At 43.6% G+C, this 17,198-nt stretch carries 11 protein-coding genes and 1 tRNA gene; 5 read left to right on the forward strand and 7 right to left on the reverse strand.

The window, feature by feature from the left end; all coding sequences use genetic code 11:
- Position 1 precedes the first annotated feature (1 nt).
- Positions 2-74: transfer RNA gene (locus QUB39_RS14070), tRNA-Arg, on the reverse strand.
- An 86-nt stretch (positions 75-160) separates the two neighbouring features.
- On the opposite strand from QUB39_RS14070, the gene QUB39_RS14075 reads away from it, so the two are divergent.
- The 5 genes from QUB39_RS14075 (at position 161) to QUB39_RS14095 (ending at position 7,859) form a co-directional block, all read left to right on the forward strand.
- Positions 161-358 (forward strand): hypothetical protein, encoded by a 198-nt coding sequence (locus tag QUB39_RS14075; protein ID WP_333056790.1) that lies wholly within the window; start codon positions 161-163, stop codon positions 356-358.
- Positions 359-441: 83 nt separating this feature from the next.
- Positions 442-3,306: an ATP-binding protein gene (locus tag QUB39_RS14080; protein ID WP_333209130.1), complete on the forward strand. Its 2,865-nt coding sequence runs from the start codon at positions 442-444 to the stop codon at positions 3,304-3,306.
- Positions 3,299-4,735, forward strand: coding sequence for a response regulator (locus QUB39_RS14085; protein WP_333209128.1), 1,437 nt, complete (start codon positions 3,299-3,301; stop codon positions 4,733-4,735). The genes QUB39_RS14080 and QUB39_RS14085 overlap by 8 nt, the downstream gene beginning before the upstream one ends.
- 125 nt (positions 4,736-4,860) lie before the next feature.
- Entirely contained in the window at positions 4,861-5,256 is a 396-nt protein-coding gene (locus tag QUB39_RS14090) for a response regulator (RefSeq protein WP_333056787.1), read from the forward strand.
- Positions 5,253-7,859: a PAS domain S-box protein gene (locus QUB39_RS14095; protein WP_333209126.1), complete on the forward strand. Its 2,607-nt coding sequence runs from the start codon at positions 5,253-5,255 to the stop codon at positions 7,857-7,859. Before QUB39_RS14090 ends, QUB39_RS14095 begins: the two co-directional genes overlap by 4 nt.
- 185 nt (positions 7,860-8,044) lie before the next feature.
- On the opposite strand, the gene QUB39_RS14100 is transcribed toward QUB39_RS14095, so the two are convergent.
- The 6 genes from QUB39_RS14100 to tkt all read right to left on the reverse strand — a co-directional run bounded on the left by QUB39_RS14100 (position 8,045) and on the right by tkt (position 17,181).
- Positions 8,045-9,133 (reverse strand): response regulator, encoded by a 1,089-nt coding sequence (locus QUB39_RS14100; protein ID WP_333209124.1) that lies wholly within the window; start codon positions 9,131-9,133, stop codon positions 8,045-8,047.
- A 125-nt stretch (positions 9,134-9,258) separates the two neighbouring features.
- Positions 9,259-10,761, reverse strand: coding sequence for an ATP-binding protein (locus QUB39_RS14105; protein WP_333209123.1), 1,503 nt, complete (start codon positions 10,759-10,761; stop codon positions 9,259-9,261).
- Between the two features lie 91 nt (positions 10,762-10,852).
- Complete coding sequence (locus tag QUB39_RS14110) at positions 10,853-11,005, reverse strand: hypothetical protein (RefSeq protein ID WP_333056783.1); 153 nt, start codon at positions 11,003-11,005, stop codon at positions 10,853-10,855.
- A gap of 307 nt (positions 11,006-11,312) precedes the next feature.
- Positions 11,313-11,759, reverse strand: coding sequence for a response regulator (locus tag QUB39_RS14115; protein ID WP_333056782.1), 447 nt, complete (start codon positions 11,757-11,759; stop codon positions 11,313-11,315).
- Between the two features lie 48 nt (positions 11,760-11,807).
- Positions 11,808-14,606, reverse strand: coding sequence for a PAS domain S-box protein (locus tag QUB39_RS14120; protein WP_333209120.1), 2,799 nt, complete (start codon positions 14,604-14,606; stop codon positions 11,808-11,810).
- 559 nt (positions 14,607-15,165) lie between these two features.
- Positions 15,166-17,181: a transketolase gene (gene tkt, locus QUB39_RS14125; protein ID WP_333056780.1), complete on the reverse strand. Its 2,016-nt coding sequence runs from the start codon at positions 17,179-17,181 to the stop codon at positions 15,166-15,168.
- Positions 17,182-17,198: the final 17 nt, after the last annotated feature.

Genomic DNA, 17,198 nt, shown 5'->3' on the forward strand with positions numbered 1-17,198 from the left:
GTGAGCACGGAGGGATTTGAACCCCCGACCCTCAGGACCGGAACCTGATGCTCTATCCACTGAGCTACGTGCCCTCGACTTTCTGAAGTATAACACGTCTTGCGGAAAATGGCGAGTGCCGATCGCAAATTTCCTGGCCGGCCTCCAAACCGCTTGACCCATGCGGGTTAAACTCGCCCGCGCGATCGGGTATCAGGCCATTCTCGCAGCCAGAGACGGCAACTTTTACCTAAATGGTAACAATAATACGACAATGGGTAAAATAATAGACTTTAATCGACCAAACATTAGGTTCACAAGCGATCGGGGTCGAGCATCTACCACAGCTAAAATAGCCCGCATCAATTCCCCTAGCTAATCGGCAGTAAATAAATGGTGCTGCAGTTAAGACAGGTTGTGCAAATACGGTTCTAGACTAAGTTCACCAAACCCCTCAATCTTATGGTTTCTAAAATTTTAGACAAATTATCGCTGCGAACTGTTCTCATAGTTCCATTTGTATTGCAAATCGTGGGAGCCGTGGGACTCGTAGGATATCTGTCTTTTAGAAACGGACAAAAAGCAGTTAATAACCTTGCCAGTCAGTTAATGAGCGAGGTGAGTTTGCGGGTCGAGCAAAACCTGCAAGTTTACCTAACAACTCCCCATCAAATCAATCAAACCAAGCTGGATGCTGTCAAACTCGGGTTGTTAAATATGGACAACTTATCCGCTTGGGAGAAATATCTTTGGCGCCAAGTACAATTATATCCATATATCAATTTTACCTCCATTGGCAACAAGAATGGAGACTATCGAACCGGAGAGAAACTGTCAAATGGCTCTCTAATGATTAATTTATCAGGCAAATCTACTGGTTTTGATTTTTATTCTTACCATACTAATGATACAGGCGATCGCACTACCCTAGCAACAGTTGTCAAAAACTTTGACATCCGCGAACATCCTTCGTACAAAAATGCGGCTCATCTCGAACAACCAACTTGGAGTTCCGTTTATATTTCGTTTCTAGAACCAACCTTAATACTCAGTGCGCTCCAACCTGTATACGAGAACAATCAGCTACAAGGAGTATTAATTAGCGCCTTGCGTCTAGACCATATTGGGAGTTTTTTAAACAGTCTCAAAATTGGCAAATCCGGGCAAGCATTTATTATGGAAAAGAATGGTACTTTACTGGCAACTTCAACTGCCGAACAACCATTTCGCATCAATAATAATAAGAAAGAACTGTTCAAAGCAGAAGAGAGTGTTGACCACTCGACTCAAGCTACAGCTAAATATGTAGCAGTTCGTTTTCAGGAATTAAAGCAAATAAAAACTTCCTATCTCTTTAATTTTGAAATAGACAACAAGCGACAATTTGTAAAAGTTCTACCGTTCCAAGATGGCAAAGGTTTAGACTGGCTGATTGTGGTAGTTGTTCCCGAATCAGATTTTACCAAAGAAATAGATGCTAATACCCAGACTACTATTTGGCTATGTTTAGCAGCTTTAGGAGTAGCTTTAGTTATCGGCATTCTGACTTCTCGCTGGGTGACAAATCCTATTTGGCGCTTAAATACAGCAGCCCAAAATATTGCTAAAGGTGAATGGGATAAAACAGTAGAAAGCGAACGCTCCGACGAATTGGGGGAATTAGCTAAGTCATTTAACAGCATGGCTCAACAATTGCAACAATCTTTTGAAACTTTAGAACAGCGAGTGCAAGAGCGGACGGCAGAATTGGCTATAGCTAAAGACAAAGCGGAAGTAGCGAATCAAGCTAAAAGTACCTTTCTTGCTAATATGAGTCACGAATTGCGATCGCCTCTCAATGCAATTCTCGGTTTTTCCCAACTGATGACTCGCAGCCAAACTCTCTCCCCAGAGCATCAAGAAAATATTAGCATAATTAGCAGCAGCGGAGAACACCTCCTTACCCTGATTAATAACGTGCTGGATTTATCTAAAATTGAATCGGGGCGCACCACCCTCAATCCCCAAAAATTCGACCTCTATCGCCTGCTAAACGACGTGGAAGATATGTTTCAACTCAAAGCAGATGACAAGCACTTGCAGTTGATTTTTGACTGCAGTCCCGATGTGCCACAATATATAAAAACTGACGAGTTAAAGTTGCGGCAAATCTTAATTAATCTGCTCAATAATTCTCTTAAGTTTACCGAGGCAGGCTGTGTAGCGGTAAGAGTTGGCAAGCAGTCATTAGGCCGAAATCAGCAGGCACAAGGGGGAATTTTTTCTGATTTTGCAGTATCAAAACCTACAAATTTTTTCGCCATAAATGGTCTTAAAATATCTCAAATCAGTCAGTCGAACAACCAAATCATTGCAACCCCAAATGACGATGCAGCTTCTACCTCTTCCTTCTTCCTTCATTTTGAAGTCGAGGATACTGGTCCCGGTATTGCTACCAATGAATTAGACGATATTTTTGAACCTTTCGTGCAAACCAAGACAGGCAAAGATTCGCAAGAAGGTACTGGCTTGGGATTGCCCATCAGTCGCAAATTTGTGGAATTAATGGGCGGTGAAATGAGCGTCAGTTCTGCTGTTGGTAAGGGAACGAATTTTCAGTTCGATATTCAAGTTATTGCTGTCGATGCGGCTGATATTGAACGCCCAAAGCCGATCAGGAATGTTATAGGCCTGGTTCCCAACCAACACACCTATCGAATTTTGATAGTAGACGATAAACCGCTCAATCGCCAATTGTTAATTAAAATCCTCTCTCCTCTGGGTTTTGAACTAAAAGAAGCGAATAACGGTCAAGAAGCTATTGAGATTTGGGATAGTTGGGAACCGCATCTCATTTGGATGGACATGAGAATGCCTGTGATGGACGGCTACGAAGCTACGCAATACATTAAAGGTACTATTAAAGGTCAAGCTACTGCGATTATTGCGCTGACAGCCAGCGTTTTGGAGGAAGAACGGGCAGTTATTTTATCGGCGGGTTGCGATGCTTTTATGAGGAAGCCTTTCCGGGAACCCGATATTTTTGATGCTATGCACAAACATATCGGAGTGCGCTATATTTATGAAGATCCGGCTCAAAGTGATTTATCGGCAATCAAAGAGGGCGATCGCGCTATGAGTGCGACTGATTTCGTAAAATTGCCTGATTCACTGGTAGCTGATTTAAAGCTAGCAATACAGAATGCAGATATGGATTTAATTGATACTTTGATAGAGCAAATTCGCTTAAAGGATGCAGTAACGGCAGGCGCGATCGCAAATTGTATAGAAAATTTTGAGTACGACAAACTTTTAAAATTAATATCTCAAGCAAGATCACATGAATAACGACATTCCTAGCACCGATCGCGGTAATATTTTAGTAGTTGACGATACCCCAGCTAATTTGCGGCTGCTAGCCGGAATTTTGAACAGCAAGGGCTATAAAGTTCGCCCGGTACCTAGCGGTGAGTTAGCGCTTTCGGCAGCCAAAGGTATGCCTCCAGATTTGATTTTGCTGGATATTATGATGCCCGAAATGAATGGGTATGAAGTTTGCGAAAAGATCAAAGCTGATGAACGAACTTGCGAAATCCCGGTAATTTTTATTAGCGCGATTAATGACGTACTTGACAAGGTCAAAGCCTTTGCTGTGGGCGGGGTAGATTATATTACTAAGCCCTTTCAGGTGGAAGAGGTTCTAGTGAGGGTAGAAACCCATTTAGCAATGTGCCAGTTGCGAAAAAAACTCCAACAGAAAAACAATGAACTTACAGTTACTTTAGACCAACTGCAAGCTACTCAGAATCAATTAGTGCAATCGGAAAAAATGGCTGCATTAGGGCAACTGATTGCGGGCATTGCTCACGAAATCAATACGCCGTTGGGAGCGATTCGGTCGTCTATTGGAAATATTACCAGCTTTTTGGATAACAATCTCGAAAGCTTGCCAGTTTTTTTTAAAGAACTGTCTGCTGAACGCCAGCAAGATTTCTTGCGTTTGATGTACAGTTCTAGTCAACAAAATTACTCTTTATCTACTCGAGAAAAACGGGTATTGAAAAAAGGAGTGAAGCAGCAACTAGAGTCGGAAGGTCTTGACAATGCTGACAGCCTTGCTAGCATTTTAGTCAATATCGGATTGCAAGGAAATTTGCAAGAATTCTTGTCGTTGCTCAAAGATCCTGACAGCGAAAATATTATAAAAACAGCCTACGACTTTGCTAGCATTCACAGAAGCGCCCGAACCATCGCTACCGCTACTGAACGCGCTGCCAAAGTTGTCTTTGCCCTGAAAAATTATGCGCGTTACGATGTAAATGGGGAAAAAATACAAGTGAATATTACGGATGGAATTGAAACTGTATTAACTCTTTACCAAAACCAAATCAAGCAGGGTGTGGAAGTGTTCAGAAACTATCAAGATAAATTGCCTGTGGTACTATGTTATCCTGATGAACTCAATCAAGTTTGGACAAATTTAATTCACAATTCCTTACAAGCGATGGACAATCAAGGGACTTTAACAATTGACGCGCTACAACAAGATACCAGCCTCTTGGTAAAAATTATTGACAGCGGTAAGGGGATTCAACCAGAGATTATTCCGAAAATTTTTGAGCCTTTTTTTACCACCAAACCTGCGGGAGAAGGCAGCGGATTGGGACTGGATATTGTCAAAAAAATAATTGAAAAACATCAAGGTAAAATTGATGTGGAGTCGAGGCCCGGTAAAACAGTATTTACCGTGTGTTTGCCGATTAATTTAACTGAGTAGCTAAAGCGCCGGATGCTGAAGTCGGGGGCGAAAATTTGCAGTCTACCCGCGCAGAATGTAGAATTTGGAAAACGGTGTACTGCCCATGGGGGTTCACCCTACCCCACTAAAGAAGGAAACTAGCGATGTCTAAATCAGCAATTTTGTGTGTGGACGATGAAGTAGGAGTGTTGGAAAGTCTGGAAATTGAACTGCAACAGGCATTTAACGGTAAATATCTTTGCGAATTTGCTGAAAGTGCTGCCGAGGCCCTGGAAATTATTGAAGAGCTCTGTGAAGCTGAGGTTAATATTTTAGTAATTGTCTCTGATTGGTTGATGCCCGGAATGAAAGGAGATGAGTTGCTGATTAAAATCCACCAAAAATATCCGCAAATTGTGACAGTGATGCTGACAGGACAAGCCGACAAAGAAGCAATCGAACGCACAAAAAATCAAGCTAATCTTCATGCTTTCATAGAAAAACCTTGGCAGAATCAAGAATTAATTGAAGCGATTAAGTCTGGTCTAGCAAATTTATGAAAAAACCAGTCATTATTTGTGTGGATGATGAGCAGACTATACTCGATAGTCTGGAAATAGACCTCCTAAAAGCCTTTGAAGATAAATATTTAATTGAAACGGCCCAAAGTGGCGAAGAAGCTTTAGAGTTGCTGTCAGAACTTTTAGCAGAACAGTATGAAGTTCCTTTGGTTATTTCGGATCATATCATGCCTAGCATGAAAGGAGACGAACTATTAAGGAGCGTTCATGCTATCTCGCCGAACTGTCTCAAAATCATGCTGACGGGCCAGGCCGATTTGGATGCGGTAGCCAATGCTATTAACTATGCTAAATTGTACCGATATATACCTAAACCTTGGCAATGTGATGACTTAAAATTAACGGTCACTGAGGCAATATATAGATATTTTCAAGATAAACAATTAGCGGAAAAACAAAGAGAACTGCAGGAAATGAATCAGGAGTTGGTAAAATTAAACCGCAAGCAGGCGATGCTGATTGCCAAACTCCATGAAAACGAAAGTCGCTTGACGCAATATTTAGAAGCTATGCCATTGGGCGTGTGTGTACTTGATGCAAACGGGCAATCTTTCTACGCTAACCAGAAAGCGCGGGATGTATTTGGCAAAGGCACTGTGCCACATATTAATTCAGAGCAAAAAGCAGCTATTTATCAATTCTATAAAACCGGGACTAATCAGAGATGCCCTGTGGAAGAATTGCCAATTATGCGGGCGCTTAGGGGCGAAAATGTGCGGACTGAGGGTGTAGAAATTCGTACAGCTAATAAAATTATTCCTGTAGAGAGTTGGGCAACTCCAATTTATGATTCTACAGGAGACATTTCCTATGCGATTATTGCTTTTAGTGACATAAGTGAACGCAAGGAAGCTGAAGCGGCGCTAATTCAAGCTGAAGAGAAGTATCGCGGGATATTTGAAAATGCTCTAGAAGGTATTTTTCAGACGACGCCGGACGGACATTTTATCAGTGCGAATCCTGCTCTGGCGGAAATTTACGGCTACGATTCTGCGTCAGAATTGATAGAAAGTATTAATGATATTCAGCAGCAATTGTACGTGGAACCGAACCGCCGTCAAGAGTTTTTGGGGCTGATGAAACAGCACGGTACTCTGTGTGAGTTTGAGTCTCAGGTTTACTGTCGAGATGGCAGCATTATCTGGATTTCTGAGTATGCGCGCACAGTTTATGATGCTAACGGTGAAGTGCTTTACTATCAGGGTTTTGCTAAGGATATTAGTTTGCAAAGACAGGTAGAAGTGGAACGAATTAGGTTTACTAATGATTTAGAAAAAGCTTTGGCAGCCGAAGAAAAGTTAAATGAGGCACTGTCAGAAAACGAAAGCCGATTGACTCAATTCCTGGAAGCGATGCCAGTAGGAATATTTGTTGTGGATGGTAAGGGTAAACCTTTTTACATGAATTCTTGGGGCGAAAGGATACTAGCCCAAGGTTTAATTTTTGATGGGGGTACTGAGCAATTTCCTGAAGCTTATCATTTTTACGACGCTGGAACTAATCAATTGTATCCCAGGGATAGCCAACCGATTGTTCGGGCGTTGCGGGGAGAATTTGTGCGTATGGACGATCTAGAAGTTCATGGATCGGATCGGATTGTGCCGATCGAGGTTTGGGCGACTCCAATCTACGACGAACGGAAAAACATAGTTTACGCCATCGCGGCTTTTCAAGACATCACGGAACGTCTAGAGGTAGAAACCGAGCGCCGCCAATTCACAGACGAGTTGCAAAAAGCTTTAGCAGCGGAAGAAAAATTAACAGATGCTTACGGGCGGTTTGTGCCGCACCAATTTCTCCACTTTCTGGGATATGAAAGTATTCTGGAAGTCAAATTAGGCGATCAGGTACAGAAAGAAATGTCGGTGCTGTTTTCAGATATCCGCGATTTCACTTCTCTTTCGGAAAGGATGAATCCCGAAGAAAATTTTAAATTTATTAATGGTTATTTGTCCCGGATGGAACCGGCAATTACTGACAATTTTGGTTTTATTGACAAATACATTGGCGATGCGATTATGGCGCTGTTTGATGGCAGTGCGGACGATGCTGTGAAAGCTGGAATTGCAATGCTAGAAGAGCTTAACGAATATAATATTAGTCGTAATCAGGTCGATGGCCCGCCGCTGCAAATTGGCATTGGCATCAATACAGGTTCTTTGATGTTAGGCACGGTGGGCGGCCAAAGTCGGATGGACAGCACGGTGATTAGCGATGCGGTAAACTTAGCCTCCCGCGTGGAAACTTTAACGAAAGAGTATGAAGTTTCGATGTTAATTACTCACAATACTTTTATACAGTTAAACAATATTTATGATTTGAGGTTGATCGATCGCGTAACAGTTAAAGGCAAATCCCGAATGGTAACACTTTATGAAGTATTTGCGGCCGATCCGCCAGAGTTACGACAGAAAAAGTTAGAGACAAAGACAATCTTTGAGCAAGCTTTGGTACTCTACAATAGTGATAGGTGTGGCGAAGCTATAAGATTGTTTTCGGCCTGCTTAGAAATCAACCCTAATGATAAGGTAGCTCAAATTTATATGCAGCGGTGTCTGAAAGGCGCGATCGCTCCTGCATAATAGCAGAAGGAAGAAGCAATCGATCGCATGGGGAAAGTGCGATTAAAAACTTCCCAATCATCGGCCACGGTTGCTATATTGTTGATAGGATTTTCCCAAAATAATGCAACTGTAGGGAATATCCCAACCCTGATCTAGTAAATCATCCCCAATTCTAAAATCTAAAATCTAAAATCTAAAATGGTTTAGACAGGCAGGGAAACGCAAACTATGGTTTCTTGCTGCGGCAAACTTTCTATTTTAAATTCTCCGCCGTGCAATTCTACAAGGCGTTGAACGATAGCCAAGCCCAATCCCAAACCTGCTTGTTGGTAAAGTTTGCGATCGAACTGCCTGTAAGCTTCTAGCTGTGCAATCTGATCGTTAGTCATACCGCGGCCTTGGTCTTTGACAGACAGAATAAAAGTCTGATTTTCGACGAAAGTGCGTAATAAAACAGGCGTTCCTTCTAAAGAAAATTTGAAAGCATTGTCCAATAGTTCTTCAACAATTTTTGCGAGTCTGACAGAATCAATAGCTACCGACGAATCTTGCAAGTTTAATTGTAAATCGTCTGTTCTATTCGCGTGTTTTGCTTGCTGCCGCGCTTTTTGACTCAGCAAAGATTTTACACAGCTAAATTCGCTGTTTCGCATCTCCTTTAGCAGTTCGGGATTGGTGGCTGCTATCTCCAGTTCTGCATACAGCAAAAAGTTTTGAATCAGCCGATACAAGCGATGACCGGAAGTGTGAATTTGACCGATCATCTCTAAGATATCTGATTCCTCTAAGACCTGATATTCTGACAGAATCAGCTCAGAAAAACCCAGAATTGCATTCAAAGGAGTCCGCAATTCGTGGGGCAGCGACATACTAATATTAGTGCGTAATTCGTCAAGCGTCTTTTGAGATTGTCGGCTAATTGTTTTTTGTTTTTCAAGTCTAATAGCAATGGCTTTTAGCAGTTCTTGGGGCGTACAGGGCTTAGTAATGTAATCGTCAGCTCCCAGTTCCATGCCCGTGCGAATGTCAACTTTATCGGCTTTGGCTGTGAGGAAAATAAACGGAATTGTGGCAGTCAATGGTTCGGAGCGCAAAGCTTTGATGACGCCGTGACCGTCTACTTCCGGCATCATCATGTCGCACAAAATTAAGTCGGGGATTTTTTCGATCGCCAATTTGATGCCGACTTGGCCATTACTCGCTCCTATTCCTTCAAAATTCTCGGCTTCCAGCAACTCTAAAATATTCTCTCTAATCGCTTCTTCGTCTTCTATTACCAAAATCTTAGCCACGGTGCTAGCTCCTTGTAGTTAGTAGTTTTTCGTAAAAATTCTGGGTTCAGATACTTGATAAGTTTGTTTGTTAGGGGCTTAATTAATCGTTAAATTGCGGATATGTATAGTTAATAATTCAGTTGTTATTGACTGGGGGTGTAAATTAAAGGCAAGGTAATAGTGAAAGTTGTGCCTTTTCCTTCTTGACTCTCGATCGCGAGTTGGCCGCCGTGAAGTTCCACAGCCCTCTTCACAATTGCTAAACCGAGACCTGTTCCCGAAATAGTGCCGACATTTGGAGCTCGGTAAAAAGTTTCTAATATCCGCTCTCGATCGGCTTGGGGAATGCCGATGCCCCGGTCTTGAACTTGGAACACAGCTTCGTTGTTTTGACAGTTGAGGTGCAAGGAAACTGTACTGCCGACGGGGGAATATTTGATGGCATTTGAGAGGACATTTCCCAAGATTTGCTGCAGCAGTTTTTCATCCATTTGAGCATCGCAGTTGCCGCCTTCATATTGAAAGGCGATCGGGTGTTGGTTGCTGTCGTTGAGCTGCTGCTCTTCTACCAGTTGACGGCAAAATTTTTCGAGGTTTAAGGAAACCGGTTGAAACTGCAAGGTATTGGCTTCGATTTTGCCAATTACGAGGATATCTTCTAATAACTCTGTCATGCGTTTAATTGCTAATTGAATCCGCACAAAATGAGTAGATTTTTTATCTTGGGGCCACTGAGAACTGTAATCTTGCAGCAATCCAGCGGAAAATTGGATGGTTGTCAAAGGTGTGCGGAACTCGTGGGAAACCATTGTGACAAATTTAGCTCGCAGTTGTGAAAGTTCCTTTTCTCGTGCGAGGGCTTTGAGAATTTCCGCTTCTGCTCGTTTGCGATCGCTAATGTCACGGGCTTCGGCAATCAGCAGCAAAACTTGTCCTGTTTCATTTTTAACAGGTTTCAGTGAGAAATCAACTGTCATAATTTGGCCGCTTTTGCCTAATAAGTCGATTTCGCTGCGGAAAAACTCGCCCCGACTTGCTTTGCCGATCGCGAATTGCAATTGTTCGGAAACCTGTGGCGACTGGGCCCAAATCGCCATTTCCCAAATTGGGCGGCCCACAATACCTTCCGATCGCAATCCGGCAAAATCGAGGGCTGTCTCGTTGACTTCCAGCACAATTCCTTGCGGAGTCAGCAGCTTGGTTAGCTGAAACGACGAGTCAAAAATCGCCCGAAAGCGGCGCTCGCTTTCCCGCAGCATTTGAAATGTTTGAGATCGTTCGATCGCGTAGCGGATCGTCCGCACTAATAATTGAGTAGTAATTTGACCTTTAACAATATAGTCTTGAGCTCCCAAGCGAACTGCTTCTAGGGCGATCGCCTCATCGTCCAAGCCTGTCATTACCACCATTGGCACATCAGGAGCAACTTCTCGCAGGCGAGTTAGGGTTTCCAAACCGCGGCTGTCGGGCAAAGAAAGGTCGAGCAAAACGACATCAAAGGGTTGTTTACACAGTTGTGCGATCGCCTCATGCAGGAACTCAACAGACACCAGTTCCCACTCGACGCCCACAGATACTTCTAACAGTTCTGCAAGTAAATCAGCATCAGCAGGATTGTCTTCTACTAACAGAATCTTAATCCACATAGCTTAGACGTTTTTGACTGTAAAATTTTTACTCTACCAATCTTAGGTTAAACTTTTTTGCTTTCCCTTGCCATTTTCAACTTGAAAATTATTATTTGGGAACTGTCACCACCACCAGCCACCAATCCTCAATCCATCTCACCAGCTTAGCGACTTGACTAAAATCGATAGGCTTAGTGATGTAGCACCGGGCTGACAGGGCATAAGACTTGAGAATCTCTTCATCGGCTATGGATTTTGTCATAATTACCACCGGAATCATTTTTAACTTGAGTGCTGAATTAATTTATATCAATATTTACCAACCGTTTTTTTATACAAAATTAAGTCCAGCAGAATTAAATCGGGACGCAAACCCGAACAGAAAAGCCTTCTTTATTCAAAAATTTTATTGCTAATACCATATTTCCTACTCTTAGGCAAATTGTTAAAAATTGGCTGGTAGCCAGCTTTTATAAACCCCATTCAGCCTCGCTGAGCAAATCATCCACCAGCATAATTTCCATAGGTTAAAAAAAATTAGAGCGCTCATAAGCGAAGCATCTGTTCGTTTAATTTAGAGGAAGTTTGACGACGGCCAGCCAGAATTCCTCAATTAACCTGACTACTTTAGTAAATTCTATGAAGTCTACCGGTTTTGTTATGTAACAGTTGGCGTGGAGGGAGTATGACTTAAAAATATCTTCCGGCGCTGCTGAAGTGCTGAGAATTACTACAGGAATTAATTTTAAGTTGGGGTCAGTTTTAATTTCTTCTAGCACTTCAATACCGCTTTTTTTCGGCAGATGCAAATCGAGCAAAATCAAATCAGGACGAGGTACCCTGAGATAGGGCTCTTTTTGGCGCAAAAACTTGATTGCTTCGACTCCATCCTCCACAAAATGCAAGTTATTCAATATTTTACCCTGACTGAGGACTTCTCTTGCCAAATCCGCATCGCTGGGAGAATCCTCAATCAGCAGAATTTCTATAGGTCTAACAGTGCTTCGATCGCTCATAACTGGCGTATCCTTTAAAGTATAAAAACAAAATTGAATTTTGAGGCTTCAGGTACTAATTATAGGAATAGTGAAGTAAAAAGTCGCTCCTTTTCCCTCTTGGGATTCCACCCAGATGCGACCGCCGTGGCGTTCAACAATGCGCTTGCACATCGCCAAACCTATACCAGTACCGGAATATTGGCGGCGTCCGTGCAGGCGTTGAAAAATGATGAAAATGCGATCGGCATACTGCGGATCGATGCCAATGCCGTTATCGCGGACACTGAACACCCATTCACTCTCTTGCCTGTAGGCAGCGATATGAATCAACGGGATATCTTGGCGACAAAATTTGATGCTGTTGGCGACCAAATTTTGGAATAATTGCACCAGTTGAAATTCATCCGCCATCACGGTTGGCATCGCGTCGCAGGTGATTACAGCTTTTGTTTCGGCGATCGCAATTTGCAAATTGCACATAGTTTGCTTAACCACAGCGTTGCAGTCCGCCTGCTCAAACTCCTGACCCCTCGTTCCCAGGCGCGAATACGCCAACAAATCGTTAATTAACTGCTGCATTCTGGTGGCGCCATCGACAATATAATTAATATACTTATCTGCGCGATCGTCCAAATTTCCTTGATAGCGCTGGGCAAGCAATTGAGTGTAACTGGTAACGGCTCGGAGCGGTTCTTGCAAATCGTGGGAAGCCACATAAGCAAATTGTTCTAATTCCTCGTTGGAACGCTTCAAATCTTCTGTCAGTTGCAGCATTTGCTGCTCTGCTTCTTTGCGGCTTGTAATGTTGTAAACCAAGGCGCAACAAGACAGCAGATTATCCTGGGAGTCCATGACTGGACTGGTAGACATATGAGTCCAAATATCTTTGCCGTCCTTGCTTTTGAATTTAAATTCGTGTTGATCGCCAATACCTTGCTTCCGTCGCTCGATATGATCGAGAGCTTTTTCTTTTTCCGATTTGTCCATGAACTCAAAAAGTGGGCGACCGAACATTTCTAATTCACTATAACCTAGCATACGCGCCATTGCGTGGTTTACGTAATTCGTGAGACCATTTCTGTCAATTACCCAAATACCTTCTTCTGCTAATTCAACTATTTGCCTGTACTTAAATTCGCTTTCCTGCAAAGCTGTTTCAGTTAGTTTGCGCTCAGTGATATCTTTCATAAAACAGTGGTGGCCGTTAAATATCCCTTGTGCGTCGCAAGATTTTACCATCGTTAATTGCTTATAAAAAAACGAGCGATTTTTTCGGACTCCTCTAGCTTCAACTTCTACTTTCCCAGAAATTAACATTTCCTGATAAGCTGAGAGCATCATCTCAACATCGCCCGGATGTACGGTAAGCTGCCATTCCATGCCAAGCATTTGTTCCGGTTCGTAACCGCATTTATGAGCGTAAGCTCGGTTAACCTTCACGTAGCGTCCCTCAATATCAAGCAGCGAAATGCCTTCCACGGTATTTTGCATGGCATTTGTGAGGTCACGCAGCTCTTTTTCTGCTTGTTTGCGATCGCTAATATCCTGACCAATACCCAAAAAACCGTTAATATTTCCGCTACTATCAAATAAGGCCGTCACCGACAGCAGTACCGGAAACCGCGAACCATCTTTGCGAATATAAGTCCACTCATTTTCGTCCGCGATTTCCCGGCACGGCAAGGTAAATAATACTTGAATTCCCGGCTCTATTTTAACTCCCAATTCTTGAGAAAGAACTTCAGCTCTTTGAGCGACCTCCAGAGGCTCGTGAATTATTGCTATGGTGACTTTCCCCACTACTTCTTCTAGCGAATAACCTAAAAGTTGCTCTGCCGCCCGATTAAATGTTTTAATTGTACCGTCGGAATCGGTAGAAATAATTGTGTAGTTAGCGCTATTAAGAATAGCATTTTGCAGTTGCGTCAATTCCAACAAAGTGAGAGCAATTTTTTCGCGGTAAGCTATTTCTTTTTGCAATTGGTGGTTAGAAATTTCGATTTGAGCAGTGCGCTCAGAAACTCGATGCTCCAGAGTTTCATTGAGCCGTCGATTTTCCTCTTCTATCTGCTTGCGTTCTGTAATATCAGTAATAGTACACACATAACTTTTAACCTCCCCATTTTCTCCGATTTGACCGACAGATTGACCGAATACCCAACTGATTTGAGGGTGATTAATGCCTTGAAAGCGGTACTCAGATTTAAACGGCAATTTCTCCTGCGCGGCGCTATACCATTCAGAACAAACCCGATCGCGATCGTCTGGATGAATGCCTTGCAACCACCCTTTGCCCAAAGCTTCATCACAAGTTATTCCCGAAATTTGACACCAGCGTTCGTTGACATACAAGCAGTCTCCTCCAGCATCTGCATAAAATATTCCCACCGGCGAAGCTTCAGTTAAAGTTTGATAGCGAGCTTCCGTTTCTCGGCGTTCAATTATTTCTTTTTGCAGTATTGAATCGATCATCCCTAATTGAGTTGGACTCAGGAGAGTTAAGGCTTGGGGAACGAAAGGAATTAATGCAAAAGCGGTGTAACCAGAAATCGCGGCGGTAATAATTTTTAGAATCCCAGAAACCCAATAAACAGGATGCCAAAGCGTCCAAACTTCCATCACATGAGTAGTGCCGCCGGAGATAATAAAGGCTGCAAACAGCCAAAAGATATTGCGAAAGGGCAAGTCTTTTCGCTGAAAGATAAAATAATAAATTAGCGAGAGGGGTATTGAATAGTAAGCCAGGGCAATGATAGAGTCTGACACTATGTGGAGTGCGACTAGCTCTGGCGGCCAAAGGTAACAGTAGCCTTGAGGAATATAATTTCCCGTGAATAACAGGTGATTTAAAAAATTCCAAATCATAAACGGAATGGCAAATGGGGAAGGAGTAATTTAAGGCAATAACTTATAACTTATCTTAACTCTCTGAAATATACAGTTATGGAGGCACGGGGGGCTAAAAACCCGGTTTCTTCATAAAAATCTCGTTGCCAAACCGAATATAGTGGTAGAAACTGGTTTTTCTTCCGTAAGTCTTAATATAGCAATTCTCAATGATTCGCGAGCTGTAGCGAGCTCTAGGTTGGGTATAACTCATATGTTGCACCATTCTCAATCCTTTTATGAACAGGCTTTTCTGCCTGTTCCACAAGAGATGAATTTTCTTGTGGAACAGGCAGAAAAGCCTGTTCCTGACAATGGTGCAAGATGTGAGGTATGACGAAGTGAAACCCTAGATGCCGATTTTAGATTTTAGATTTTAGCTTTTCCTTCCTTCTTCCTTATCTTCTAAATAACTAAAGCCTTCTTCCATCCATCCGTTACATCGGAAGGAAGCGAATCCGTTGCCGAACTTCTTCCTTCTGCTATAAAAAATGGGGCGAGCCCGAAGCCCGCCCCACCAAAAATTATGCTGCTGCTATTAGCCCAACAGCGCCTGAGCCTTAGCTACCACATTATCAACGGTGTAGCCAAACTTTTCTAAAGCAACCGGGCCCGGTGCAGAAGCACCGAATCTGTCAATACTGAGGCTATCGCCTTCAGAACCCAAATAACGTCCCCAGCCGAAGCTAGAACCTGCTTCAACGGCCAACCGCTTAGTAACAGCTTTCGGCAGTACAGATTCGCGGTAAGCGGCATCTTGTAAGTCGAACAATTCCCAGCAAGGCATCGAAACTACGCGCACTTTATTACCTGCGGCGCGCAATTTTTCAGCGGCATCAACGCAGAGGTAGGTTTCGCCGCCGGTGCCGATTAAAATGATGTCGGGAGTGCCGCCGTCGTCGGACAAAATGTAAGCGCCTTTGGCTGTTCCTTCGATCGAACTTCCGGCCAAGTTGGGCAGATTTTGGCGCGACAAAGCCATTAAAGTTGGGCGAGTGCGGCTTTCAACGGCCACTTTGTAAGCGCCGGATGTTTCGTTACCATCCGCAGGGCGCATTACCAACAAATCGGGAATTACGCGCAGAGAAGCGATGGTTTCCACGGGTTGGTGAGTTGGGCCGTCTTCGCCCAAGGCTACGGAGTCGTGAGTCATTACGTAAATAACTCCAGCTTCCGAGAGTGCAGAGAGGCGAATTGCTCCCCGCATATAGTCAGCAAATACCAAGAAAGTGGCGCAGTAAGGAATTAAACCGCCGTGCAAAAGCATACCGTTGGCGATCGCACCCATGCCGTGTTCCCGCACACCAAAGCGCAGGTTACGTCCTTCGTACTGACCTTTTTGGAAGTCTTTTTCACCCTTAAGCAAAGTCATGTTAGAAGATGCCAAGTCAGCGGAACCGCCGATCAATTCAGGTAACACACCTGCCAAAGCATTCAAACATTTTCCAGAATGATTCCGAGTCGAATCGGCTTTATCTTCTGCCTTGTATGTCGGCAAAACTTTATCCCAACCTTCAGGAAGTTTGCCGGCCACTGTGCGCTCATATTCTGCTGCTTCTGCAGGATATGCTGCTTTATAAGCATCAAAAGCTTTCTGCCATTCTTGCTCAGCTTGAGCACCGCGATCGACTGCTTTGCGGAAGTGTGACAAAGCATCATCAGGAATCTCAAACGGTGCGTGTTCCCACTTCAAGAAATCACGAGTTGCTTTCACTTCATCGGTACCCAAAGCAGCACCGTGAGAACTGTAAGAATTGCGCTTGTTAGGAGAACCGTAACCAATAACTGTGCGGACTTTAATCATGGACGGTTTGTCCGTGACTTTTTTGGCTTCTTCAATAGCTTTGTGAACTGCTTCTAGGTTAGTATCTTCGTCTAGAGCGGTATTGTCTACTGTAATAACGTGCCAATTGTAAGCTTCAAAACGCTTGCCCACATCTTCAGTAAAGGCCAAGCTTGTGTCGCCTTCAATAGAAATGTGATTGTCATCGTACAAAGCAATTAATTTGCCGAGTCCGAGGTGTCCGGCCAAAGAACAAGCTTCGCCAGAAATGCCTTCCATGTGGCAGCCGTCACCCATGATGACATAGGTGTAGTGGTCAACAATTTTATGGTCGGGCTTGTTAAACTTAGCAGCGAGGTGAGCTTCTGCCATTGCCAAACCGACGGCATTAGCAATTCCTTGTCCCAGGGGGCCAGTGGTAACTTCTACGCCTTCGGTGACGAAGTTTTCGGGGTGTCCGGGGGTTTTGGATTCCCACTGACGAAATTGCTTGATGTCGTCGAGGGTGACGCTATCGTAGCCGGTCAAGTACATGAGGGCGTACTGTAGCATACAGCCGTGGCCGGCGGAGAGGACGAAGCGATCGCGGTTAAACCATTTGGGGTTTTTGGGGTTGAACCGCATGAACCGATCCCACAGCACGAAGGCCATAGGGGCAGCGCCCATCGGCAGTCCCGGGTGTCCTGATTTTGCTTTTTCTACCGCATCGATGGCCAAAAAGCGGATAGAGTTGATGCAGAGTTCTTCGAGTGATTGGGTTGCAACAGCCATAATTCTGGTTTTTATAT

Source organism: Microcoleus sp. AT8-B5, from assembly GCF_036705565.1.
In the GTDB taxonomy this organism is placed as follows: Bacteria; Cyanobacteriota; Cyanobacteriia; order Cyanobacteriales; family Microcoleaceae; genus Microcoleus.

Bases quoted from the DNA above. Each gene is read 5' to 3' on its own strand.
- QUB39_RS14115 (WP_333056782.1), bottom strand. From the start codon at position 11,759: ATGAGCGATCGAAGCACTGTTAGACCTATAGAAATTCTGCTGATTGAG.
- QUB39_RS14095 (WP_333209126.1), top strand. From the start codon at position 5,253: ATGAAAAAACCAGTCATTATTTGTGTGGATGATGAGCAGACTATACTC.
- QUB39_RS14075 (WP_333056790.1), top strand. From the start codon at position 161: ATGCGGGTTAAACTCGCCCGCGCGATCGGGTATCAGGCCATTCTCGCA.
- QUB39_RS14080 (WP_333209130.1), top strand. From the start codon at position 442: ATGGTTTCTAAAATTTTAGACAAATTATCGCTGCGAACTGTTCTCATA.
- QUB39_RS14110 (WP_333056783.1), bottom strand. From the start codon at position 11,005: ATGACAAAATCCATAGCCGATGAAGAGATTCTCAAGTCTTATGCCCTG.
- QUB39_RS14085 (WP_333209128.1), top strand. From the start codon at position 3,299: ATGAATAACGACATTCCTAGCACCGATCGCGGTAATATTTTAGTAGTT.
- QUB39_RS14090 (WP_333056787.1), top strand. From the start codon at position 4,861: ATGTCTAAATCAGCAATTTTGTGTGTGGACGATGAAGTAGGAGTGTTG.
- QUB39_RS14105 (WP_333209123.1), bottom strand. From the start codon at position 10,761: ATGTGGATTAAGATTCTGTTAGTAGAAGACAATCCTGCTGATGCTGAT.
- tkt (WP_333056780.1), bottom strand. From the start codon at position 17,181: ATGGCTGTTGCAACCCAATCACTCGAAGAACTCTGCATCAACTCTATC.
- QUB39_RS14120 (WP_333209120.1), bottom strand. From the start codon at position 14,606: ATGATTTGGAATTTTTTAAATCACCTGTTATTCACGGGAAATTATATT.